This is a genomic window from Chryseobacterium viscerum (genome assembly GCF_002899945.2).
GTDB lineage: Bacteria > Bacteroidota > Bacteroidia > Flavobacteriales > Weeksellaceae > Chryseobacterium > Chryseobacterium viscerum.
In genome coordinates this window covers 170,682-195,001 of record NZ_PPEG02000011.1, presented here as the reverse complement: position 1 = coordinate 195,001, position 24,320 = coordinate 170,682, and the positions used below count along the sequence as shown (strand labels likewise).

The 24,320-nt window shown below is 35.3% G+C and carries 21 protein-coding genes; all 21 read right to left on the bottom strand.

Translation table 11 applies throughout. From position 1 onward, the window contains the following. Window positions 1–49 precede the first annotated feature (49 nt). Complete coding sequence (locus tag C1634_RS23345) at window positions 50–271, bottom strand: hypothetical protein (protein WP_028123493.1); 222 nt, start codon at window positions 269–271, stop codon at window positions 50–52. Window positions 272–779: 508 nt separating this feature from the next. After that, window positions 780–5,999: a helicase-related protein gene (locus C1634_RS23340; protein WP_109739221.1), complete on the bottom strand. Its 5,220-nt coding sequence runs from the start codon at window positions 5,997–5,999 to the stop codon at window positions 780–782. Next, entirely contained in the window at window positions 5,996–6,676 is a 681-nt protein-coding gene (locus C1634_RS23335) for a hypothetical protein (protein ID WP_109739220.1), read from the bottom strand. Before C1634_RS23335 ends, C1634_RS23340 begins: the two co-directional genes overlap by 4 nt. 79 nt (window positions 6,677–6,755) lie before the next feature. Beyond that, entirely contained in the window at window positions 6,756–8,021 is a 1,266-nt protein-coding gene (locus C1634_RS23330) for a hypothetical protein (RefSeq protein WP_109739219.1), read from the bottom strand. Window positions 8,022–8,026: 5 nt separating this feature from the next. After that, entirely contained in the window at window positions 8,027–8,737 is a 711-nt protein-coding gene (locus C1634_RS23325) for a hypothetical protein (RefSeq protein WP_109739218.1), read from the bottom strand. Further along, window positions 8,727–9,575: a M23 family metallopeptidase gene (locus tag C1634_RS23320; protein ID WP_109739217.1), complete on the bottom strand. Its 849-nt coding sequence runs from the start codon at window positions 9,573–9,575 to the stop codon at window positions 8,727–8,729. The genes C1634_RS23325 and C1634_RS23320 overlap by 11 nt, the downstream gene beginning before the upstream one ends. 1 nt (window position 9,576) lies before the next feature. After that, window positions 9,577–11,568: a type IV secretory system conjugative DNA transfer family protein gene (locus C1634_RS23315; protein WP_109739216.1), complete on the bottom strand. Its 1,992-nt coding sequence runs from the start codon at window positions 11,566–11,568 to the stop codon at window positions 9,577–9,579. Further along, window positions 11,568–11,858 (bottom strand): hypothetical protein, encoded by a 291-nt coding sequence (locus C1634_RS23310; protein ID WP_109739215.1) that lies wholly within the window; start codon window positions 11,856–11,858, stop codon window positions 11,568–11,570. Before C1634_RS23310 ends, C1634_RS23315 begins: the two co-directional genes overlap by 1 nt. Before the next feature lie 77 nt (window positions 11,859–11,935). Continuing rightward, a complete protein-coding gene (locus tag C1634_RS23305) occupies window positions 11,936–12,805 on the bottom strand; it encodes a DUF4138 domain-containing protein (protein WP_109739244.1) in 870 nt (289 codons plus the stop codon). A gap of 4 nt (window positions 12,806–12,809) precedes the next feature. Then, the gene (gene traM / locus C1634_RS23300; RefSeq protein WP_109739214.1) at window positions 12,810–14,018 is read right to left on the bottom strand and encodes a conjugative transposon protein TraM; all 1,209 of its coding nucleotides are present in this window, start codon (window positions 14,016–14,018) and stop codon (window positions 12,810–12,812) included. A gap of 34 nt (window positions 14,019–14,052) precedes the next feature. Further along, window positions 14,053–14,406, bottom strand: coding sequence for a hypothetical protein (locus tag C1634_RS23295; protein WP_109739213.1), 354 nt, complete (start codon window positions 14,404–14,406; stop codon window positions 14,053–14,055). A gap of 1 nt (window position 14,407) precedes the next feature. Then, window positions 14,408–15,022, bottom strand: coding sequence for a conjugative transposon protein TraK (traK, locus tag C1634_RS23290; RefSeq protein ID WP_028123303.1), 615 nt, complete (start codon window positions 15,020–15,022; stop codon window positions 14,408–14,410). 23 nt (window positions 15,023–15,045) lie between these two features. Then, on the bottom strand, window positions 15,046–16,293 hold the full coding sequence (locus tag C1634_RS23285; RefSeq protein WP_109739212.1) for a hypothetical protein: 1,248 nt from the start codon (window positions 16,291–16,293) through the stop codon (window positions 15,046–15,048). Between the two features lie 2 nt (window positions 16,294–16,295). Beyond that, a complete protein-coding gene (locus C1634_RS23280; RefSeq protein ID WP_109739211.1) occupies window positions 16,296–17,126 on the bottom strand; it encodes a hypothetical protein in 831 nt (276 codons plus the stop codon). A 6-nt stretch (window positions 17,127–17,132) separates the two neighbouring features. Further along, window positions 17,133–17,798, bottom strand: coding sequence for a hypothetical protein (locus C1634_RS23275; RefSeq protein ID WP_103234298.1), 666 nt, complete (start codon window positions 17,796–17,798; stop codon window positions 17,133–17,135). A 1-nt stretch (window position 17,799) separates the two neighbouring features. Then, a complete protein-coding gene (locus C1634_RS23270) occupies window positions 17,800–18,525 on the bottom strand; it encodes a hypothetical protein (protein ID WP_228410144.1) in 726 nt (241 codons plus the stop codon). 8 nt (window positions 18,526–18,533) lie between these two features. Then, complete coding sequence (locus tag C1634_RS23265) at window positions 18,534–19,187, bottom strand: hypothetical protein (RefSeq protein WP_103234300.1); 654 nt, start codon at window positions 19,185–19,187, stop codon at window positions 18,534–18,536. Next, window positions 19,174–22,242 carry a TraG family conjugative transposon ATPase gene (locus C1634_RS23260; protein ID WP_103234301.1) on the bottom strand — a complete coding sequence of 1,023 codons (3,069 nt, stop codon included), beginning with the start codon at window positions 22,240–22,242 and terminating at the stop codon, window positions 19,174–19,176. Before C1634_RS23260 ends, C1634_RS23265 begins: the two co-directional genes overlap by 14 nt. Before the next feature lie 287 nt (window positions 22,243–22,529). Beyond that, window positions 22,530–22,850 carry a DUF4134 domain-containing protein gene (locus tag C1634_RS23250; protein ID WP_394337113.1) on the bottom strand — a complete coding sequence of 107 codons (321 nt, stop codon included), beginning with the start codon at window positions 22,848–22,850 and terminating at the stop codon, window positions 22,530–22,532. A gap of 134 nt (window positions 22,851–22,984) precedes the next feature. After that, window positions 22,985–23,578, bottom strand: coding sequence for a hypothetical protein (locus tag C1634_RS23245; protein WP_103234304.1), 594 nt, complete (start codon window positions 23,576–23,578; stop codon window positions 22,985–22,987). Window positions 23,579–23,610: 32 nt separating this feature from the next. Next, window positions 23,611–24,309, bottom strand: coding sequence for a ParA family protein (locus C1634_RS23240; protein WP_109739210.1), 699 nt, complete (start codon window positions 24,307–24,309; stop codon window positions 23,611–23,613). Between the last annotated feature and the right edge of the window lie 11 nt (window positions 24,310–24,320).

Below are 24,320 nucleotides of genomic sequence, written 5' to 3'. Positions count from 1 at the left end.
GAATAGAATAATGTAAGATTTAAATACTTTGTAGTCACTAAAGTACGAATTAATCTTCAGGTGATAAAAACTCCTTGATGGTAATTTTAACGAGTGTATGAAAAAATAGTAAAATTTCAGCAGCCTCGTCGTCTGAAACGATAGTGCCTGAATCCTTTAGCATTTTTATAGCTACATTTAATGGCAATTCTTGAAATTTCATAACCGACTCCAACTCAAATTTATTTGAGCTTTCAGTAATCGGATATTTTATTATTTCCCTTTTAGCCATTGTTAATCTTTACTACCTGAAATCTTTTAAACTCAATTTCAACTTACTACTATCACTGATGATTTATTAGTTTAAGAAATAGAATTGTCGGTGCTATTATTCAATAAAAATCTATAATATTTTTGAATAAAACTATATGGATTTGGTGCGGGAGGCTATTCAAGAGTAATCTAGATTATTAAAAATAGATAAACACTGATTTTGGGCTAAAAAGTATTTGTTTGGATTAAATAGTGAACGAATTGTGTTGTAACTATGTATTTATTTTAATCTTTTAAAATAGCTGCATTTAAGGCTAGGAGAAAGTGTTCTACAATCTGATATCATCTTAATTCCAAAAAGATTAGATAACAACGCGTTTTCTAATCTTTTGTAGTGGATAGCATGAACCTCATCATAGAAGTCTTTGCAAGTAAAATCTGCTCGGCAAGTAATCATTTTTGGTAAGACCTAACTATATTAGCTAATCAAAGGACAACTCAAAAATTATTAAAAACTTAGTTAACTTTTATCGCCTTTTACCTAAATATGAATTTTCATAATTTTCGCCTTCTCTCATTATATTTAAATAATTCAATAAATTCTCAGGTTTAGAAGATGTAATTGAAGCTTCATTATCTAATTTGAAAATCATTTTGTTTTCGGCTGCTCGTTCTGATTTGAAGTCAGTCTTCGAGTTGTTGGAATTATTCTGTTTTTCAATTTTATATTTTGCTATTAGATTCTCTTTCGTTTCGGGTAGTTCTTCCAACTTTTTATCCATTTCAGAAATCTTCTCTTCAGCAGCTTTAGTTTGCTTCGCAATTTCGGCAACATTAACCCCTTTTGCAGCGAGATTTTCAATTACTTCTTGAACTTGAGTTTTATGCAGATCGATTGTTTTTTGATAAGATTGCAATTGGGTTGCCCAATATTCAGAATTTCCATCGCCACTTTTTGAATAGCCTTCAATTCTATTATATGAATGCTCAGCTTTGGTCACCAGTTCCTTCACTTTCAAGAAGTCTTCATACTTTCTCAAAACAAAAGCACTATCGGCCAAATGTTTATTTTTCTCACTTTCAATCCTTTTTTTTATCAATTCGATTTCAATATTGGCTCTGGTTTCCGGATTTGTAATGATAGACGTTTTAAGCTCTTGTGTACTGATATCCGAAATATCCAAAACATCGGCTCCTTTTTTCATCGCTTCTAAATATCTGGCCTGTTTGGATTGCAGTTTTTGAAGCATAAAAACATCAATACTGTCATTCGTCAGCATAAAATTGATTCTCACATTTTCGTTTTTATTTCCTTGCCTCCACGCCCGTCCTTCCACCTGTCGCAAAGAAGTGAAATTGTAGGGTAATGTTAGCATATATACATCCGTTGTATTCTCCTGAAGGTTCATTCCTTCCTGAATGGCTTCACTACCAATAACTACTTTTATTTTTCCTTCATTAAAATCATTTTGAACAGCAATTCTTTGATTTTTACTGGTAGCTCCGGTAATAATTCCGATTTCTTCGGGTTTGTAACCAATTTCTGAAATGAGATATTCTTTTAATTTCGGAAATTGAGCTACCGCCAATTCAGAATAAATGATTTGTCCGGATTCTGGAAGATCTTTTTTATTCTGATAAATTAAATCCATCGTCTGTTTCAGCTTCGGAGAATTTTCTACAAATTCTTTTAGAGAAGGCTCTTCATCATCATAATATGGTGATAGATACGGCGAAATCGCAATTAATCTTGCATTAAGAATATGCGTTAGAATTGCTCCTTTTTCTGTTTCACTAAAATTTTCATTGAGTAAGTCATATTGTTCTTTTTTCAGATCATTCTGCTCAATTTTATACTCTTTGTTGATTTTGTTGGGACGAATCAATTCAGGATTATCTTCTTCTCCTTTTATATCAATGAATTCCGAAAGTAATTGCTGAAACAGCGAATTGTTTTTAAATCTCCGGACATTGGCTTTAAACTTCACATCTCCTTTTGCGTCAATTTCCATATCATTATCCGCTTCCATAAAGGTCTCGAAGAATGTATTAACGTTGAAATATCCCGATTCTTCCAAACGTTTATTTGCTATTAAAGAAAGAATGGAATAATATTCCAAAGGCTTGTTGGTAAAGGGTGTTGCGGAAAGTAGTGTTACATTTCTGCCATCATTTTTGTCTTGAATGTATTGCGCAGCCATCCATGTATTGATTCCTAATTTGGAGGTCTGTTGGTTTTGGCTTCTAAAATCTGAAGCAAATCTTCGGTCTTCAATTTTTACTTTTCCTACTATATGATTCGCATTGTGAACTTCATCGTAAGTCAAATGGTCGAATCCAAAATCTTCCCAATCATAGATCTTTCCACGCTTCATTTTTCCCTCAATCTCCTTTTCTTTCTGAAGTTCAATTTGGATGTCCCTTTCCGTATTGGTAACACCTTTCAGTTCGCTTGTAGAGATGTAGCTGAATTTTGAAGAAAGTTCTTCGGTTATTTCTGATGAAAACCCGATATTATTAAAACCTTCATAAGTAACGATCGTAATTTCTCCGTCTTTGTTGTCAAATTTTGAAAGATCATAATCTTTCCCCAAATTCCCTAAAACATTAACTTTAGCATTGGGAACGGTTTCAAAAATCGTTTCCAACCATTGTTTCAAAATACTGTCATTCGGGACAACAATGATTGGTCTTTTCGCATTTCCTCTCTCCATTGCTTCGTGCATTGAAAGGATTCCTGATAATGTTTTGCCAAAACCCACTTCGTGCGCTAAGAGGCCTACTCCTTTTGTAGTTTGTCTTCCGATTCCAGCTTTCTGAACTTCGGTCAAACGCAATTCCTGACCTTTAAAATGCAGATAGATTCTTGAAAACAATGGGAATTTAGAATAATCCGGAACGTGGATGTTATTGTAATTGCGGTTAAAATCTTTTACGAAACGAGTTCTAATATCATCGGAAAGTTCTTCCCTAACAAACTTGTAGAACAAGTCATTCGCAGCAGCTTTTCGTCTTTCTCTAACTAAAGCATTCCGCTCTTTATCGCTTCCTGTAACCGTTTCGTTATCTACAAAGCTTCGCACTTCCCAAGCTGAAGAACCCGCAAACGCTTCACTTGACAAAGTGCCTACAAAATCTTTGAATCTTTCGGCAAGATTGTAATCTACGATAACTGATTCGGTACGTTTTGTAACTTGATTATATTGGTCTTTTTCTACTTGACCTAACTCAAATTTGTGTACGAATTCGTGATTCGGGCTGATATAAATCTCATCCAGCGATTTCGTTTTTGGTAATGCTTTTTCTAGTAATGCTTTTTGTTTTTCGTATTGGTTTTCTGTTCCACCAACTGAATTCTTATCTGCGAAATCTCGCTCTAACTGTTCTAATTTTGCATAAACATTTCCTTCAGTGTAATAAAAATCGTGAACCCAGTTTCCATTAATGAAGTTCGCAAATTGATAATGCTTTCCAAGATTATTTAATATGCCGTGATAAGAGGTATCTCTGAATGCTTCAATTTGTTCTTTGGTAATATCAGAGCTATTTTGCAAGGAAGTATTGACAATTTCATCCTGTTTGGAGAACTGATATTTTAAAATACCTTTCTTTAGTCCCGGTTTTGTTTGAAGTTCATATTCCTTCCCGACTCTCGTATTGTGAATGGAAATTATTCTATCACTTTTTTCAATAAGATCCTTTAATTTTTCCTCCGAAAACGATGTTGGCTTTGTGATTAGATCTTCGCGTAGTTTTTGATACTTGCTAATTTCATTCGTAATTGCGGGAGATTTAAACTTGATGTTATTGAGTTTAGAAAGTACCAATTCAATTTTTTCTTGAATTTCCGTTACATTTACTTTATTTTTATTTTGGTTTTCAATCCTAGCAGAATCTTCGATTTCTGCATTTCCTTTTTGGGTTACAGGAACTTTGTTTTCAACTTTAGGTTCTTCCTCTAAAAACATATCTTCAAACAGATTTCCGATCCGCTGGGTTTCTTTCCTATTTTTAAACTGTTCAATCTTAAATAAAGCTTCATCTAAATTTCCGTGGATATAGTTTTCCAAACGCCCGAAACGGTTGGTTTTCTTTTGAGTTTCCCCCAAGATTCTTGCTGGGTTATTATCGAAATAATTAGAGATATCAGAAGAGATATTTTGAGTGTTTTTTCTTAGAATGATAATGTCGGTTCCTATTTGTGTTCCTGCAAAAGCACCGTTGGGCAAGCGGAAACCTTCCAAAATATTGGCATTTTTCAAATTGCTTTGTCGGTTGAGCCAACCTGATGGAAGAACCATAGCCAAAACGCCGTTGGGTTTCAAAGAATCTAATGACCGTTTAACAAAATAATCTTCATACTTTGAAATTTTCGGTTCTTCGCCCAATCCTTTGTAAAATCCCCGATGTTCGCCATAAGGCGGATTCCCAATGACCAAATCATACTTTTCTGAAAAATCTTTTGAGTCTTTTCTATTACCTCGATCATCAATAAATTCAGTTTCAAACGAACGAAGATTAATGTCAGCTTCGGGATGTAAAAGTTTAGCAATTTTTGCTGTGGTTTCGTTGATTTCAAAACCTGTAATTTTAGAATTTACAGATAATTCGTTAGTGGCATAGATGAAATTCCCAGTTCCTACGCTGGGTTCTAAAACCGAAATTTCATTGAGGGTTTTGAAATGGTCTTTGATTAAATTGCGGACTGCATCAACAATTTTATCCTGAGTATAATATTCATCTAAAATTCCTCGTCCTTCTTTAGCGGTTCCGCCACTTTGGAATTGGTTGCAGATCTCTTTTAAATCATCGGTAATTTTAAGGCTTTCTTTGAGATTAACCTTGTGATTTTCGGAAACAAAACAAGCTGCGGAAACCACTTCTGCAACTTGATCATTGGTCATTTTTTGACCTTTATATTTTGAAATTAAAGTATCTAATTCTACATTGTTTGTAGAATTTCCACTTATCTCGGAAGGTCTTCCTTCTGTAATTCTTCCATCGGATCTTCCTCTATCGGATACAATTCTCCCGGATACGATTCCGCCCAACGAATGTTCTCTTCCCTCATTTTTTTCATCATCGTTCTGTTGTGAGTCGCCATAGGATCCTCTTCCTCGGTCTCGTTTTCCCAAATTGCTCCGCTCTGTGCCTGCAAGTCCATTTCCAGCATTGTTGCTGCCCAATGCTTGTCCGCTTCCGTAACTTCCGTTTTGCCCGGATTGGATCTTAGGGCTAAGTTCTCCAGTGTTGTATTCAAGTGTTCCGTTTCCCACTTGCTGAGAATCGGATGTTGTTCCGGATTCAATTGCATTGCTTTCATTTTCAGAAATTTTTGGTTCAACTAAATTAGTATTTTTATCTTGACGATTGAGTTTATTGTCTAAATATTCGCTTAGGTCTTGATTCCCATTTTCAGAGATTTTATACAACGGACGAACGTCTTTGATATTTTTGCCATTAAATTCTGTAAGAATTTTTCTGGTTATTTCATTTCCCGTTCTATCCCCGGTAAGACAAAGAAACATTTTACCATCATAATTCTGGTATCTATTTACAAACTTTTTGGTATTTGAACCTGAATTGAGGGTAATCAATGTTCTATTATTGACTTGCTTGCTCAATTGAAGAAGCTCCAAGAATGAAAGCGTATCCTTACTGTTTGTGAAAACAATAAGTTCATTTTTATTTCCTTCAACTACAGAAATGTCATCATTTATCTCATAAAAAAAATCTTCATCTTTCACTTTTTTCTGTTTTTTATGAAGTGGTTAAATTCAAAAATTTCTTTGGCTTCACTGTCCCAGTTTTTTCTTGATATTAATTGAAGAGTCACGAATATGTCCGTCTTTTTATTGTAAGAATCAATCCTTTCTAGCCTTCCGTGGTAGTCCTTTTCCGCGTGTTTGTAAATAGAGTACGGTAAAATAGTATCCGTTGGATAAATGTAAAACCGGGTGTACATCCAAGGTGAGTTGATTTCAAATCGTTTGTATTTTTTCTTAAACAAAACCGTATCACTCAGATTTTTTCTGTTTCTATAATTGGGGATTTTTTCCTGAGAAAACAATGTTCCTCCTTTTTTCTTTTCAACCGAAACCGGCTTTTGTTTCTTTATGATGTCTGACAGAATAATTTTGCCGGGATTTTCATTTTCAATGGTATAGCACAATGAATCTTTAATGAAATAAATCTGTTGGGTTATTTCGGGAGCAACAGCATCCGGAATCCTTTCTATAATGGAATCTCCTGAATAACTAAGGCTTGACAAATGAAAACTTTGGATGTTGTTCAGATTTTTGGAAACATGAAAATAGACATTGGAGACAACATCGATTCCTCCTTTTTCGGATTTGATTTCTTTGCGGCAGGAAGTGCTTACAAAAAGAAAAAATAGACCGGGTAGTATTAAAATTTTTTTCATAAAAATAGAGTTTAAAAAAGCGGCAGCCTAATTAATTTGACTTACCGCTGGGAAATAAATGATTGGTTGTACGTGTTATCTATCGTTTAATACTTTGTTCCTTCACGTTATTTTTTTCGTGCTTGTTGTCTTGTTCCAAACCTTCTAAAGGCTTGTTGATATTGATTCTGTTCATATCCTGATCGTAAAGGCTTAGATTTTTATATTGAGGATTCAGAACTGCTTTACCTTCTATCACTTTATCATCCAATTCAAATTTTACCTTGACAATATTTCCTTTTTCCAAAGATTTTATGGTACTTTCCTTCCATTCAGGCTTATCGAATATCAGCTTGGATTTTTCTACGATCTGAGCCGTATCAACACCATAATTTTTGTAAAAATTCTGGAAATTATAATTTCCTTTTTCAGTTTTGGGTTCGCTAAAATTCAGTTTAGCAAATGCAGGTTCTATTTTTTCTGTTTTCGGATTGTGAAATTCTATTTTTACTGTACGCCCTTCTAAAAGATTGACTGCTTCTTTGGCAGTAAACGTATTTACCCTGTTAACCGGGAAATTATGAGATAAAATGTCTCCATTTTCTTTCGTTAGTTTAGCATTATAAAAATTCATAAAGACACTCCCATTTTCTAACTTATTAAATTTTAATGTGAATTCCATTTCATTTCCGGGCATCGTTTTGTCGGAAGTTGTTTTAATTTCAAACTCCTTCTCGGGAGCATTAATTCCATTTTCTAAATCTTTGTGCAGTTGTTCGCCTTCTCCGAAACCTAGATATTTTAATTGGAGTTTCGGATACTGAGCTGGATCATATTCGTTTTGTGTTTCCATAATGTTTGGGTTTTGATTGTTAATAATTAATTTAAGTTCATTTATTTCTCTGTCAATGAAAGCCATGCTATTCAAATCATCATTCTCTTGCTGTGCTTTAAACTCTTCTTCCTTTAAGTGTAATAAATGTTCTAATGCTTCAATGGGCAGCTTTATCAATTCATCTCTATTATAACCCTCAATTGTATTTTCTATATGAGGATTATTGATAATAAAAGCAGGTATTTTTTCAGAAATCAGTTTCTTAAGCTCATTAAAAAGAATTGCATTTTGTTCTTTACTAATATGGTTTTGTGTGAATTTTTCTTGTTCAGCACGAGATGAGGTAAATTTGATTTTAGAAGATTTATAATCAAAAATTTTCATAAAATCCTTTTCTTTATTTGTGAAAATTCTTTCACCATCTTGGAAAAAATTTTCAGGTGAAGAGTTTTTCATTTCGAATACAAAATCCTTATAAGCCTTCGTTCTCGGAACTATATTCTTATCAAACCAGGTAAGATTATCTTCCATTTTACTTACCTTCTAAACTTTCTTGATTTCTCCAGTTCTTCATCTTGCTCCTGGTCATCGTCTCTTCTTTGATTGGCATTCTGATACACATCCGGGTCGTTCACATTCAGTTGAATGTCGGAATCATCTGCTTTGGAGATTTGTTTGTGGTTGGTCGCTATGCTGTTTACGGTATTGATCTCTCTGGCAACGATGCTGAGATCATTCGTAATCTCCTTGGCTATTTCAGGATACTGGTCTATCTTGTCCAAAAGATAACTTTTCAGTTTCAGCAATTCATTTTTATAACGATTCAGCTCTTCTGTATCCTTTTTATCAGCAATGATGGCAGTAAGCTCCGTAGCGTTTTTGATGAAGTCAAACTCAACAACTTTGCTGGTTTCTTTGTCGAAAATGAAAGCTTTTTTTTCAAGCGCTGAAAACTCCGGCGACAGCTTGTCAGAGACCTTTTGAATATCGGTATATTCAACTCTGTTCATACTGTTGGTAAGAATTTCCGGTAGTTTTTTATCTCGCTCTAAAAAGATGACCTTCAGTTTGGTTTTATTGTCAGTTAGTTGAAAAGTCGCCCTGTTTTTGTCGTGGTCTGCAACGATGGTATATCCTTGCAGAAATTTCTGAACATCATCTGCATTCAGTTTTTTAGAGAATGACAGATCTTCATTGATAATTCCGTATTTTTTCAGTTCGTCCGTTGGTAATGTATTAGTGTTCATACTGGTTTGCTATTAAATTGTTTACTTTTATAAGGTCATTTAAAAAATGAGAAGGATTGATGTTTTGTCCGAATTCTTTTACCGAAAAATGCAGATGTGGTCCAGTGGAGTTTCCGGTATTCCCACTTTTTGCGATGATAAATCCGGCTTTTACAATTTCTCCAGCTCGATAATATATTTCTGAGAGATGTAGGTAAGAGGTTTCGAAACGGTCAAAATGTTTTACCTTTATAAAATTTCCACCGCCTTTAGAATCCCAGCCTGTTGCAGTAACAATTCCGTCCAAAACGGAATACACATTTTCGAATCTGGCTTTTAAGTCAATCCCATTATGCATTTTTTTTGTTCCGAAAATAGGATTTGTTCTTGTTGCATAAGAAGAGGTGACTGTAATTTTGTTATTGAGAGGCATCACGATTTTTGAAAAATATGCCGCCGGTTCATCAACAAAATCATACGTTGTGGAAGGTTTCTGTCTTTTTGAAGTCTGTTTTGTTTCTTCTACTCTATTGTGTGCTTGCAGCAGCAAAGAATCTTTGAGTTTTTCAAACTCATTTCTCTGTACTTCTTTTACACTTTTATAATCTTTAATCATCATTTTCAAAGAATCGGTTTGACTTATTAAATCTGATTTTGTGGTCATATTTAAAAGCTCTTTCCAAGATTTTCTATTCCTTTTTTGGTTGAGCGGTTCTTCGATATTAGATTTTTCAGAAGCTTTTTGATTTTCAGATTTTTTTGGCACTGCTGGTCTAAGTGTATTAAACTGTGCAAATGATAGGTAACTGAACAATAACAGCATCAAAGTAAATGTGTATTTTGATTGTATTTTTTTCATTTTATGCAGCGTTGATATTATCATTCACAATGAGTTCCACTTCTTTGTTGATCTTTCTAAAGTTGGTCATCAGCACTTCTTCTTTGCGGTTAGCTCCTTTTTTATCTACAAAAGAGTAATAAGTGGGCATTTTAACATAGTTTTTTTCTTCTTCCTCAATCGCTTTCATGTCTAAATTGATTTTACCGCTAACCGCAGAAGTTTTATATTCCTCAGCATCGTTTTCTTCTCCCTGCGCTATCATTCCAACCATTTCTCCGGTTTTCAAGGCTGCTATTTTACCTGCCGGAATCATATTGTCCATCTTTTCATTGATACTGGTGGTCGTTCCTTGCTGTGAAATGGATTGGGAATAAGATTTTTGTTTTATTTTTCCAAATAATTTTTCCAACCAATCCAATGTATTTTTGTCTCTAGCAGATCCTGAAAGAATATTTCCAACAATGGCAGAAATCGTATCAGCAACTTCTTTTTTATAGAACTGTCTGAGCTGCGGAATTTCCTGTAGTCCAAGCATAACAGCAACTTTATTGCTTCTTGCAGTAGCCACGATGTTATCAATTTTATGAATATAAATCGTTGGGAATTCATCAGCGATAATTCCTCCGGGTAAATTGTGTTTGGAATTGATCAATCTTAAAGTCCTGTTTAAAACCGAAGAATACAATGCAGAATTAATATCCTGTGTTCCCGGGTCTGATGCCAGAATAATGATGGAAGGATTATCTCTGTCAGTTATCTTCAATTCCACTTCATCGCCTGAAAACACCCAGAAACTTTCTTTAGTAGCCAATCTTGAAAGAAAAATTTTCAAGGTTCCGATTTGTCCTTCCAATTGGTCAAAAGCCTTATTGTCATAAGCCGTTTTGAAAGGTGAAAGCAAAGAGAAAATTTCTTCATTGGTAAAAAGAGTATCGAAAATTTCTTTGTAACTCCTGTTCATAAAGGAAAGAATGTGGGGCAGATCAGAATATTTTCCGTTTTCGAATGTTGCAAAAAAATAAATGCAGGACGACAGGAAATTTATCGCAGATTGGGTAAAGAAGGCTTCAGAACCACCTCCGGAACTGGAACCACCTTTTTGCAAAGATGAAACCATCGATTCTGCCATTTCCTGGGCTTCTGCTAAAGTTTGAATGTACTTTTTATGAAATGGATTTACTCTTTTTGATTTTTCCACCTCGTTCAGATTAATGACGTGGAAATTGTAATGATAATCTGATTCTTTACTTTTTTTCAACAAATAATGATAGTATGCAATCTGTGCCAAATCCGGAAACTTAAAATCATAAATACAAAGACAGAAATCTTTTGATATCATCTGTCTTATAGCAGGATTGATGACTCCGAAAGATTTTCCGCTTCCCGGTGTTCCGATGACCATTGTTCCCCTAAAGGGATTTATGTTCATCCAACCTTTATTGCTCTTGTTTTTGTAACGGAACAAATATGGGATATTGATTGTAACATCTGATGTTACCAATTCCTGATTTTGATCGAAAGATTCTTCCTCTACATTCCATCGGTCTTTTCCCATTTTCTGCTGCATCAGTTTTGAAATACTGTCTGCACCCATTTGAAGAATAACGGCTCCCAAAAAAGAAAGAACAGCATAAATTATCTGATAGAGATTTAAGCTGGGAAATACTTTCGGAAGTTTAGCATTTCCTGCCTCATTTTGCCAAACCAATGAAGAGAAAATCATCAGCAATCCCAATATCATAGGAGCAATAATCTCTTTATTAATATTAAGGTCTTTCTTTTTCTTGGCTTTTGTTCCGACAGCCACTAATCCGATTAGAATTAATGTTGCAAATTTGGCATTGATAGGTGGGTAAATAAAACTCAGCTTTGAAAAATTTTTCAACAAGTTGGATATTACCGGAACATCAGCATTAAAGTAGAAAAGCGAAGCACAATCGAGTGCAACGACTGCATAAACTGCTTTTTGTAAAAAGCCATAGATCTTGATTTGATGTTGTTGTTCTTGCATTATGAATAATTTTCGAAATATTGATTTAGTAATTTGTGTTCTTCTAATAGGTTACTGTGCAGCTTTTTTTGCTGTTCCTGCAATTTTTTCTGCTGTTCCTGTATTTCAATAAGATTGGAATTCAACAGATTCAATTGATTAATTAGTTCATTTGCTCTTTTTTCGACACTTTCGATAATGTATAAGCGACCTGCCTCTTCAGATATTTTCTCATACCAATCTTTAAGATTTAATAGCCTTTCATAGTCATTGATGAGCACTTTTCGCTTTTTATCGAAAATGATTATCATAACAGACTGGTAGGTAAATATTATTAGAATGAGTGCGAAGCACAGTATAATTGAAGAATTTTCCATTGTATTAATAATTAGAAGGTATCAGCTTTAAGAATTTCAGAATAGTTCACCTTCATTTCAATGGCGCGTCCAGAGAGTTGCTCTTCAATGAGACGAATCATCATTACTTTGCTATTTGGATAAGTGAATTTTTTGAAAACATAGATGTTCCTGAAATTTTTCCTGAAGTGTTTTTGAGGATTGAGTTCTAAAATGGGAGTCAGATCTACACTTTGGTTATTGGTTGCTTTGTGGATTTTCTTGTCTTCTAATGAGAATTTCAAATCCTCAATATCATAGCTCAGATTAGAATTGTTTTTGATAGTCATATCCAAAAAGATGTAATCGCTTATCACATATACATTATTGAGCTGAAAGCTGAGTTTTAAATTTTTCTCTTCTCTAATTGGATTTTTCTCAGATTTTTTTTGAATAATATCCATCGCAAATTTTCGCAGTTCAAGATTTGAGAAAACCATTTTATCAAATTCTATGGGCTGCATTGCTTCAGGCTGAATGTGGATGTTTGTAATCGTATTGAGATTGTCTTGATTTCTGTAAACGACTTTGTATTGAGCGATGAAAGACTGCGCAACAACGGTTATCACTCCGATTTTATCTCCATTAAAAAAAACGGAAGGTGTTTTGATTTTTCCTTTCTCATCAGAATCAGGATTGTCTGTGATCTTTATTCTGGCAATATTGGTAGCAGGCAAATCTCCAGTTAGTTTTTCTGTTGACAAATCGACATATTGAATTGGTTCCGGTGAAATAATATGAAGGTTGATACCTTCAGTAATTTCAATCTCCGGTAAATCGGAAATAATTTGTTCTTTGCTTGCAGTTTGCGCAGTGAGTAAGTTTGCTGCGAAAATTAAAAGGGTGTATAATAAAGTTTTCATTGTTTTATTTTTTTTGTCGGTTTTGTGAATCTTGCAATTGTTTTTCATCGATTAAAAAGACATAAGAATTGAATTTCAATTTTGCTTTGTTCTCTTTGATCAGGTTGGCAATAGATTTGGATGTTGATGTAAACAGGCTGGATCCAATGCTTGAGAAAAATCCTTTTCCGCCCATATCCATCTGAGTTCCTTGTACCGAGTTACTTCCCATTTCCCTCACCATATCTCTGAAAACACTTTGTGGAACATACAATCCCTTCATACCGTCAACATCATAAATCGAAAGATTGACAGGATAGATTTCTCCTTTCGTAAAGACCGATACAATGCTGAGATCGACCCGTTGCATTGAAAATCCTGAGATCTGCCCATACAATATCGAACCCTTTCCTATTTTTTTGTTTCCAACAAAGATGTCTTCCAACAAGCGGAACCTGATCCTGCTTCCTAAAAATCCTTTGTTGTTTTCGTCAATGACCGCTTTGATAAAACTATTTTCCTTTTCCTTATAGAAAGCATTAAAACTGCTGTTGATTCCGGCTTTGCTCACATTGAAAGTTGAATTGAGAAAATCTTCCATTTTGTCCTTGTTAGATTTCAATCTCTGTTCTGCTGCGAGTTTATTTTGGTATTCAGGATCACGGGATTTTTCTAAAGAATCCATTACCAGCATCTGCTCTTTCAGATATTTTACAGGATCTGGTTGGGCGGACTGAGGTTTTTCTTTTTGTGTATCAGAGTATTTGTTATTTTCATTTCCATACGATTTTTCATTTAGCATTTTGATGATCTCTGAAGACCTTTTATAATCTTTATCATCTTCTTGCTGTTGATTGGGATTGTAATATGAAGATTGATCTCTTTTTGCCTGATATCTATTCTGTCTTCCGTTGACCGCTTTTAATGAATCTATTTTTCTTTTTTGGTCTAATGATAATTGATCATCATAGCTTAGTAAACTGTCTGATTCCTTATCCAAACCTCCAAGCATTGTTCGGTTATCCTCTTTTTTAAAGAATTCATCGTAAGCATCGTTTTTGGTCATAATAGAATCCTGCGTTTCACCTAATGAAAGAGACAGTTCTTTGGGCTTATCCTTTGCAGAAGCATCTTCCTTCATAAACTGCGCTCCCACATAGCCGAAAAGAAAAAGAAACGGCAAAGCCAAAAGTGGCAAAACATATTTTTTTTCTTTAAAATTTATTTTTTTCATTTATTCTTGATTTTTATATAAATTGCCTCCGGTGCTACCGGCCATTTTTTAATTTTTGGTATTGGTTAAACAGGTAGTCGATTCGTAAGCTGTCTTGTTTTTGTAAAGAATTTTGGTCTCTTTTTACTTTTAAAGACTTGAGTTCATTCACTATTTTTTCCATTTTTTTATCATTGTTGACGGGCAAATCTTGACTCGTCTTATTGTTTGAATAAAGAACCGGAGGTCTTATTTTAAATGTTGTTTCGGAAGGGAAAAAGATACCTTGAATGAGAGACCCTATAAATGAAACCGACAGTAGAATCATTGAATACATGAAGAATTTCTTTGGATTTTGAACTGCCCACTGAAGCCATTTCTGACACTTTTGTTTTAATGTCGTATTCATTTTAGTAAGAGTTTTTGTTTTGATTGGATAGTTCTTCGTTATTGATGATTCGCCAGTTTTTAAGAATCACACCGTGAGGATTGTTGGGACTTCTAATGATGTCTTCAAAGAAACCTTCGGTGATGAGCTTTCTGGTAATGACAGAAGATTTTCTTGTGATCATTTGTTTCCCAAAAAAATGAAATTTCTTCTGTTCCATATTGAGTGCAATAGAATCGGTATGGATACTGACCATCGAACTGGACGCAATGATCTGATTGTAAAAACCTTTTTCCTTTAAGTTGGTATATTCTTTTTTTCCGCTGTCATCGATTAAGTATAATGACTTTTGGATATTATCCTTGATATAGGTATCATCTGGTGCGAGCGTGAAAAACAATCGGTGGAAAAGTTCTATTTGCGCTTTGTATTCAACAGGTCGATTCAGTAGTACGTCCGTTTGCTTGGCAAGAACCGGAACACCATTGTCTAAAATGTAAATTGATTTTCTGGAATCCTCGATCATTCTGTACGCAAAGAAAAATCCGGCAATGACAATGAAAACGGCAAAAACAATGGTTGAGATTGAAATGACCTTGTTGATTTTAATTCTTTGTTCTATATTTTTGATAAGCATTTTGTTTTGGTATTTTTTTGAGGTTATTTTCCATTTTTCATCGCTCCTTGAACTCTTCCCGATGCTGACCCTGCAGCTGCATTTTTTGCTGTGGCAGCTGCTACAGATGCACCACCTGTTTTAGCTGCCAATATTGCTGTCTTTGCACTGCTTGCCATTTTTCCTGCTGCACTTTTCATTTTGGTCATCGCCCCCGCCCCTCCAGCTGAAACAATACTGTCTGCAATTGTAGGGGTCATTAAAACTCCGATTCCAGTAACAACATAGGCAACACAGGTAAAGAGCTGGTTGTAGATCATTCCGGAATTTGAAACGTAAACCATTAAAGCATCTAAATTGGTAATCGTTCCGTTGGATAATAGGGTGTCATACCTTTCGATCTCCATTGTATAGCCCGATGCGATCAATTGCTGGCCGATATTGATGATGGTGTAGGCAACAAAAGTGTACAGATTGATATTGATGAACTTTGAAACCCAACTGTATAATGAATTTTCAAATCCTGGAATCAATGCCATTCCAACAGCTATCGGACCCAGAATAATTAAAATGTACGCCCATATTTTTTGGATGAAGAATATAAGATAGACACAAACCCGAAGGATGGAAAGGCAGCAAAATTCAATGAGTTCTGCTACTAATTTTTGCATTTGGAATTCCATTCTGATCGACCATTCTTTGATGGGCTGAATGAGTTTATCCAATCCCTCGCTGATGTCAAACCAAGAATCATCTGCGTCTTCAGTGGTATTTTCAATAACTTCCTGCTTGGCATCTTCTTCAGCTTTCAATTTGATGACTGCATCCAATAATTGCTGCTGCTTCTTAAATCTTTCGACCCTTAAGTCGTTGACTTCCGATTCTATTTCGCTGAAAATTGAGATTCCAGGTTCGGCAATGGCCTCAAATGGCGCCTGAATCATACTGACAAATCCACTCCAGTAAACAAGGGTAAATCCTATAAGAATTGGTTTCAGCATCGGTGTGATTTCCCATTCTCTATCTCCGGCTGCCATTTGCCAACCCATGTACCCGAGGTACATTAGAGCACCTAAACCGCCTATTGCTTTTCCAACCAAAGCAGAACCGGCAGCACTATCTTGTACACTGTTGTCTAATTTGGTAAAAACCTCCATAAACCATTTTTCAAAAGCGCCATCTCCTTTTAAAAATTGGAGTAGATTACTGTAATCGCCGTCTGTCTGGGCGAAACCCATTATAGGTAACAGAATTGCTAATAAGCAAAAAGTTAATGTTATCGTTTTATTCATTTTTAAAATCGGTGTTTATAGTGATTCATTATATTTTGAACTATTTGCTGGTCTGATGCAGGTGTCCACGCAGGTGGCAAAGCATAATTTGAATGGTTTTTCAGAATATTCTTGTAATCTGTAAGAAGTGTTGTCTTGTTGTTGTGCTTCCTTAATTCCGTTACAAATTTTCTCCATTTGATAAGGGTTTCGTGGTACATAATGAACCGTTTGCCTCTTGGCATATCCATACTTCTCGACATCGAATATTTTTCTTTGATGAGATCAAGTTCTTCCTGAAGTCTTTTTAATGTTCCTGTTGAGCTGAGCGTTTCAAAGGTTTGCTGGTCTTTCAGTCGCCACTCGATAAAATTTTGTGGTATATCAGGGAACTCGGTAATGGGTCTTAGCATTCGTTTGTAATACAAAAGCCAAAGAGGATCGGCATCAACAGTAGCGGACGTCCAATGGGCAAAATCCTGAACACTTCTTTTATGAATGGTATCTGAAGCTGCCTTTATTTTTTTTGCTTCTTCCTCCTGAAACTTCAATTGAGCGAATCTCTGATTTTGCACTCCGGTAGGTTTTAATGGTCGAATATCTTCACCGTCTTTATAATCCCTGTTGATCTTTGGAGCCCATATGCCCCAGACTGTTGCGTAGGCGAAATTGGTTTGGATTCCCAAAAAATATTTTGGATATGGTCTCCAATCTCCCCAATCTTGAAAGACCATTCTTTTATGTTGAGCAACAATGGAAGGGTCATTCAATCTCTTTACACTCAATTGTCCAAACACAGTGACTGCAATCAAGAGGAACTGAAATAGGCTAATTTTTTTTAGTAGATTTTTCATGATTTTTCAATTAAAGATGTGGTTGTATTTAGTAATGATATCGCCAACAATAGCTTTGTCGATATTGATGTAATTGCGGAGAACAGGAACCTGATACAGATAAAGGATTTTCTTGGCATTCTCTAACCGTAAATTGATGTACAGAATATTTCCGTTGATATTTCTGACACGGGTAAACATCTTTTCAATAAGCATTTCCCTATCCATAGCATCCATCAGAAAATCTTTGTCTTCATTGAGAATATCCTGGGTAACTTCCTGCTGAAGCTTCATTGTTTGCTTACCTATTTCAACATAATATTTTGAAATGAGTACGGAATATTCAGGATGTTGTGCGGATAGATCCAGCATTTTATTGGAGTTCGTCACTATTTTACCTAAATATTGATAGAGATAAATAAGTTTCTTGCTCTGGGTCAAGGCTGAATTAACATTTTTCAGTTGTTGATAGATATACTCCTGAATGGCTATGATCTGCGTTATTTTATTATTAATGTCATCATAGAGTTCTTTTTGCTTTTCATAGGAATCCAAAAAAGTTTGCTCACTTCCTAATCGAACACCGTGATTTACGGTGATCTGCGAAAGGAGTTTATCATTAATGACTATTTGCTGGCTTTTTACTGATGCAACAGAGAAGAATAAAACTCCGGAAAGAAATATTTTTTTCATTTTAGAAAGATTTGATGTTATCCATTATGCTTTCAACTACTTGCTTATCCCTATTGACATAATATTGAAAGGCTCTTTTGTTACGTTTTACTTTGGCTTTAATATCCCTTATCTTCAAAAGCATATGTGTGGAATTCTTGCTCAATGTTTTTACTTCGCCCAAAGCATAATCTAATAATACTTTACGTTCTGATTTTTCCATTTGATTGATGGCTCCGTAAGACAAAATGATCCCGGTTACCAGCCGTGTTACCATTTGCAGATCATCAACAAACTGAACCTGAGAAGGCAAAACGGCTATAATGGAATAGGGAGCATCGTTTATTTCATTGATAATAGCAGTCTGATTGTTTGTTATTTTGGTTATTTCCCTGCTCATTGCTATTCCGGTTGGTATCGCTTGAAGGGCAAATGAAACAATTCGCAATCTGTCCTGTATTTTGGTTACCTTGTCTTTGAATTGGTTCCATTGGGTTCTATTGGCTGTTTCTACGGTAGCATTGGCAATTTGCTTTTGCCGCATTTCTTTTTGTCGGTCATGTTCTTTCATCGTGGCATTAATTTCTATATCCATCATCGGAAATGAAACATTTTCCTTTTGCCATGCAGGGGTAGAACCACCACCGGAAGATGTCAACAGTAAATAAGCGGTCGGAATCAATAAGCTAAGAAGGACCTTCCTTTTGCCCCCACATAGTCGGCGAATCTCATTTTTCGATTTCATCATAGAAAAATTTAAAAATGCCGTCTGTACCTGTTCATTATATTTTCAACAATAGCTTTGTCGGTATTGATGTAGGCTGCAAATGGATTAATGGAATTCCAGAATCCTAATCGGTTCGCTTTTTCCAGTCTTAATTTAATCGCCAAAAGCCACAATTTCAGATTTTTCACATTACCGGAAATATTATGAAGAATTTTGTATCGGTCTCCTGCGGTAGCCAAATTCAGTTCCCCGGATGCGAGAATGTCAGAAACATCGGTCACGATCTTTAGACTTTGCTCATACGTTTTTTGTGAAGCTTTCACCCCAAAAATGGCATACTCAGGATGTTCTGATGCTAGTTGTACTACTTGTGAGGAATAAGCATAACATTTATTGAGTTCAGAGTAGATTTCCTGTGCCTGAATTCCATTTTGTAAAGTGCCGGAAACTTCTTTTAAACCTTTCAAAATTTTATTTTGAATGTCATTGGCTGCTACCATCTGGATTCCAACCCAGGTTTGTGCGTCCTTTAGTTTTGAAGTTTCTTCAATGACTTCATTCTGTTTGGCTTTTAGATTTTCAGAATAGAGAATCATAGCCGCCGTTACCGTTGGGTCGATGTAGGTATTTTGTGAATAGAGGAAACTTCCAAAGCCCAAAAATAAAATGCTATACTTTTTCATATTGCTGTTTATTTATTAATTCAGAAAAATTGATTTGACGGTCTTCTAATTCCTGTGAGATCATTTTGAAAACATTCTTCCCTTTGTGTTCTTTTTTCATCATTCTGTAAAAGGAATTGATTTTATCATCCAATGGATTTTGATATAAGTTCACGAGTGACACTAAGTTTTCGAGACTGTCTTCAAAGGTTTTGAGATCACCAACTATTTTGCGTAGTGCTTCATCATAGTCACCGTAACGGTGAAAATAATACTCCATTGCTGATTTCTCCGGTTTTTCTGTGGTATAGGTGAGATATTGCTCCAATGAAACCTCATTTCCATAGACTTCTCCTTTTGAACCTCTCTTTAAATAGAATTCTTTAAATCGGCTTCTCCCGAATTTGTTGTTGAGATTGTTGATGGTAAAAATCTTGTTTTGCTCTACTTTATTGAGCGATAGCAATGAAGCGATTTTATCAAAGTTGTCTTTGAACTTCGTCTGGTCAAGCAATATAAAAGTGTCCGAATTATTGATGATGGAATCTTTAACCACTGCATTTCCAATAATATCATCCAGCTCCTGCGTTACCACAACTGCTTCTCCCCAAAATTTCCTCACCGTTTTATATAAATAAAGAATGTATCCACCCATCAATTTACTAGCAATGGCCTTCCACGCTTCTTCGATTATTAAGGCTTTTCTGCGGTCTTTTCTGAGTCTCATTTTCTGAATAAAAGTGTCCATAATAATGAGCGTTACTATCGGAAACAATTTGGGATTGTCCTTTACGTTATCAATTTCAAAAACAATGAAAGATTCATCGAACAGCGTATTATCTGCATTTTCATTTAAAGTCGTTCCGTACCTTCCGCCTTTGTAAAAATCTTTCAGCACAAATAAAAAGGTGCGCAGATTGAATTCCTTCTCTATGATGTTGTGTTTTTTATTATTCAGGTAAATAGGAAGAAATTGATCGCAATAATCATAAAACCCATTGAAGGAAAGTTCTGTTACAACCAGCTTTTCTTCCAGTTCTTTTATTTTTCTGATAATGGCCTTTCTAAAGGATTCATTCCATTCTTCAGCTGATCTGGGTTGCCTGATGATGTCATTCGATTTGATTAAAATCAACTGCGTGTCATTGTATATTTTCCTTCTTTCTTCATCGTTCAGCGTATCATACGCTTCATAGACTTTATAGAAATTTTCGCTTTCATATTCCGGGTTATTGATGTTCTTATCGGGATGATAAAATTTCAACAATTTTCTTCCCGCTTCTTTTATTTCATCGGAACTGGCATCGAAAGTAATTCCCAAAATGTCATAGTAAGTATGCTGTCCTTTGGCTTCATTCTCATATTCAGAAAAAAGATCATCTTCGTGAATGTTATATTTACTCAGAAAGAGAATGAGTTCTTCAGAAGTTTTATTTTCATACCACTGTGTTCCCGAATTGAAATATTGATGGTAATATGACATCAACACATTATCTAAAATGGATTTTTGTGTTGATGACATCGTAGAATCCGGACCTTGCCAGATCAGGAAGATCAGGTTGGTCAAAAATTCGATTTTTTCTATATTAAATTCTTTCTTATCCATCAGAAAAGGATTCATAGTAATCGGCTTTTCTTCAGTGTATTGGATGTATCTTCCTCTCTTATATTTGCAGGTTCCCGAATAGGAATCTCCTGTATCAACAATGACCACATCATAATTGTAGGTCAAATACTGCTCGATAATATTGTTCATTAAAAAACTCTTGCCTGACCCACTAGGTCCGAGAACGAACTTATTTCTGTTATTAATTCTTCCTATTTTCATCGGTAAATCCGAAGGATCTACTTTTAGTGGAACGCCTTGTCTGTCTGTAAATCTCAGGTAGAAATTGGATTCTTCATTGACGGGGTAACTTTCTTTAAAAAAAAAACACAAGGCCGCTTCGCTTGTCGTCATAAATAAATCGTATTCCCTCAGTTCTGTTCCATTGCCGGGAATCGCTGACCGATAGAGTTCCAACTGGTTGTAGGCATTTTTAGAAACAATAATTCCTTTCGTGAAAAGCTTGTTTTCAATCATCGACTGAATGCTTTCCATTTTCTCCAGTGTGTGTGCTGAAAAAAGGATGGAAAAATGGGCATTCACAACGAGCTGTCCGTCAATGGCTATGTTATGAAGCAGGGTCTGAATTTCATCTGCTATAATAGCGTTGGATGGAGAATTGTTGGCTGCTCCTTCGTGCTTTTTCTTCTTTTTATCCAGCTCCCTTTGCTGTTGTGCCTGAAGCGGAATCGTAATGATCTGGTTATAGACAATCGTTTCGTAGTCTTCCAGTTCATTAATAAAACTAAAATTATCAACCGCCGTTTCAGCTGCCGCACCTTTACCGCCGAGAACAGAATAAGGTTCTATTTCTGAAGGCAGATCAATATTTTGTACATCCACGTAAGAGATGTTCTTCACGAATCGATTCCCAATCTGTAAAAATTCGTTGGTGCTTTTGATATTATCAAATGTTGGAGAGTCGGTAAACTGCATCGACAGAACTCCGGAAATAAAATATTCAAAATCTTTCTCAAACATAAATTGCGGTTCGCAGTCATTCTGCTTCAAAAGCATCAATACTTTCTGGCACTTATCCCTTAATTCTTTGTAGCTTTTATCCGAAAAATGATAATGCTTCATTTTCTTTTTCAGCTTATCATCTACAATATCAGTAAAGAGAAGTACGGTCTCAATAGTTTTGAAAAGTCTGCCGTCAAAATGCTGCGAATATTTTTGTTGGAGAAACTGATTGGACTGCTCTGCAATGTATTTTTTCTTAGAAAAAATATCGAGCTTCTGAACAATTCTTCCTTCTCCAATGATCGACACCACCTGATTTAACACCGTGTGGAAATTGAGATAGCTGTCAGGATCAGCCGAATATTGTTCGACAATATTTTTTATTTTGATCCCGATAATAGGGTTTCCGTATTGTCCGAAAAGAACATCAAAATCCCAATTGAAATCCTTTCCATAATCATAGCCGATAAATGGAATGCCAAATGCTTGTTTTTTTGTTTGTGCCATTCTTTAGAAGTTTATTACTGTCTAACCTTTTTGGAAAAATTAAAATCTGATTGAAATTTTTGGTTTTGTCATACAAACCATATTTGTCTTGTCTTTTGAAGATGAAATACACACCTCCTGCAGTGACTGCAAGACCCAACAAAGAGCCTAATAGACCGAACTTCGAGAGTATCAATGCTGAAATGACTCCGCCTCCGATGACGCCGACTGCGTAAAAGATGTATTTTCCTTTGAGTCCGAAGAAAACAAGAGGCTTTTTCAGCCCCTTGTAGAGATAGAATCCCATATTAAGCAAAGAATGCAGTTACAAATTCTGGAACGACAATCAAGAAGATCATTGCTCCTCCATAACCAAGGATCTCTTTGTTGACGTCCTGGTCACCATTCGTCCATTTATTATACACTCGGAGACCTCCGATGAAACCGACCAATCCTCCGACTGCTTTCAAGATCAGCTTGACCGGATCCCAATAATCAGTGATATCACTTGCTGCATTGGAAATAGCGGTTGCACCACCTTGGGCAAATGCGGGAGTTATCGCCATAATCGCCAAGGCCAGGGTTAGAACTTTTTTTGTTGTCGTGTTTTTTGTGAAAAAATTTTTCATCATAATTCAAAAATTTATAAAGGGTTAATAATCAATTGTGTGTTAAATTTTGGGCATAGAAGTCCCGGACAACGGATGGAAATCCGCTGTTAAGTCTAATAATCAGTACGTTAGATTTTGCTTAAGTTGGCTAACTACATAATGGATTGATAAACTTTGTATCCGTCGTAGTTCGCAACCATTTGAACTAGGGTCTCAGAAAGATTAAGCATCGCCTTCCAATCTTTTATTCTGGAAGTTTCCTGGTCTGCGTTGACTGTGATTGGGTTTTCGCTAATTACTTCGTTAGGTTTCTGATTTTCCTTTTCGATTGGTATTTTTTCCTTTTGTTCAAAATACGCTTCGCTTGATTCGGTTTTTTCAGGATAAGGTTGGTTTTCAATTTCGGTAAAATCCTTTTGTAATGGATTTTCAAATTCATCCAGATCCTGTTCAGATTCAAATATTTCCCTCAAATACTCCAGATTCTGTCTTTCTTCATTTGATTCAGTGATATCAGAATAGATTGGATTTTTATTAAAGGATTTAGGAGTGTTGAGATTTTCTACATCTTCAATCCCCACAGTTTTAGTAACATCTTCGTACTGCTCGGAAATTTCGGACAAGGAAAATTCCTCCGTTTCTTCTTTATAGGTTGCTATTTCTTTTTTGAGGAACAGGTCGTATAAAATATTACCGGCATAATATATCAAGTAAACAGCCAGAATAGTAAGTGAAATTTTTATCATTTTTTATTGATTTATTTATCAGTCAATCGTTGTCATTTGTTGGTATTGAATCTTTGATTTTTTCCTTCTTTTTTAATCACTCGTATTTTGATTTTTGAGGTTTCATTGATATATTTTATAAGTTCATCGAATGTATGTTCTACTGCATATTTTTGCTTGCCTATAAGACTTCTGGTATTAATAGTTTGTAGGCAGTTTCTTTTGAATACCGGACTTGGCAGCAGCATCCCATATTTTGCGAGCTCAATGTCCATTGCTTCCTGATTCAGATATTTGTAGCCTTTATCATACTTCGAACGGATAAATATTCTTTCGGCCTCACTTTCCAGTAGTCCCAACATATTGATGAAGACCAAAGTCGATTTTACAGAAACATCGGAATATTCAAAAGGTGTTATGATAAAATCGCTGTATATCAACAGATCACTATATTTTGCATCGAGCGTTCCCGCTAAATCAAAGAGGTTGATCTCATCGCTTTCTTTCAGATTAATGAGGGTTTCAAAGTCTGAAAATGGTTGTTCATCTTCTTCACCGATAATTTCAACATCATACAGCTTGGGAATGTCCAATAGCTCATCTTCTTTCCATTTATGATAGAATGATTTCTGATAATCAAAATCGAAGACATTGATTTTCCTATCTGATACTGCGGAAATGTAATTGGCAAAAGCGACGGCTAATGTCGTTTTTCCGGTTCCTCCTTTTTGTGTGGCAAATGTGATGATCATTTGTATTGTTG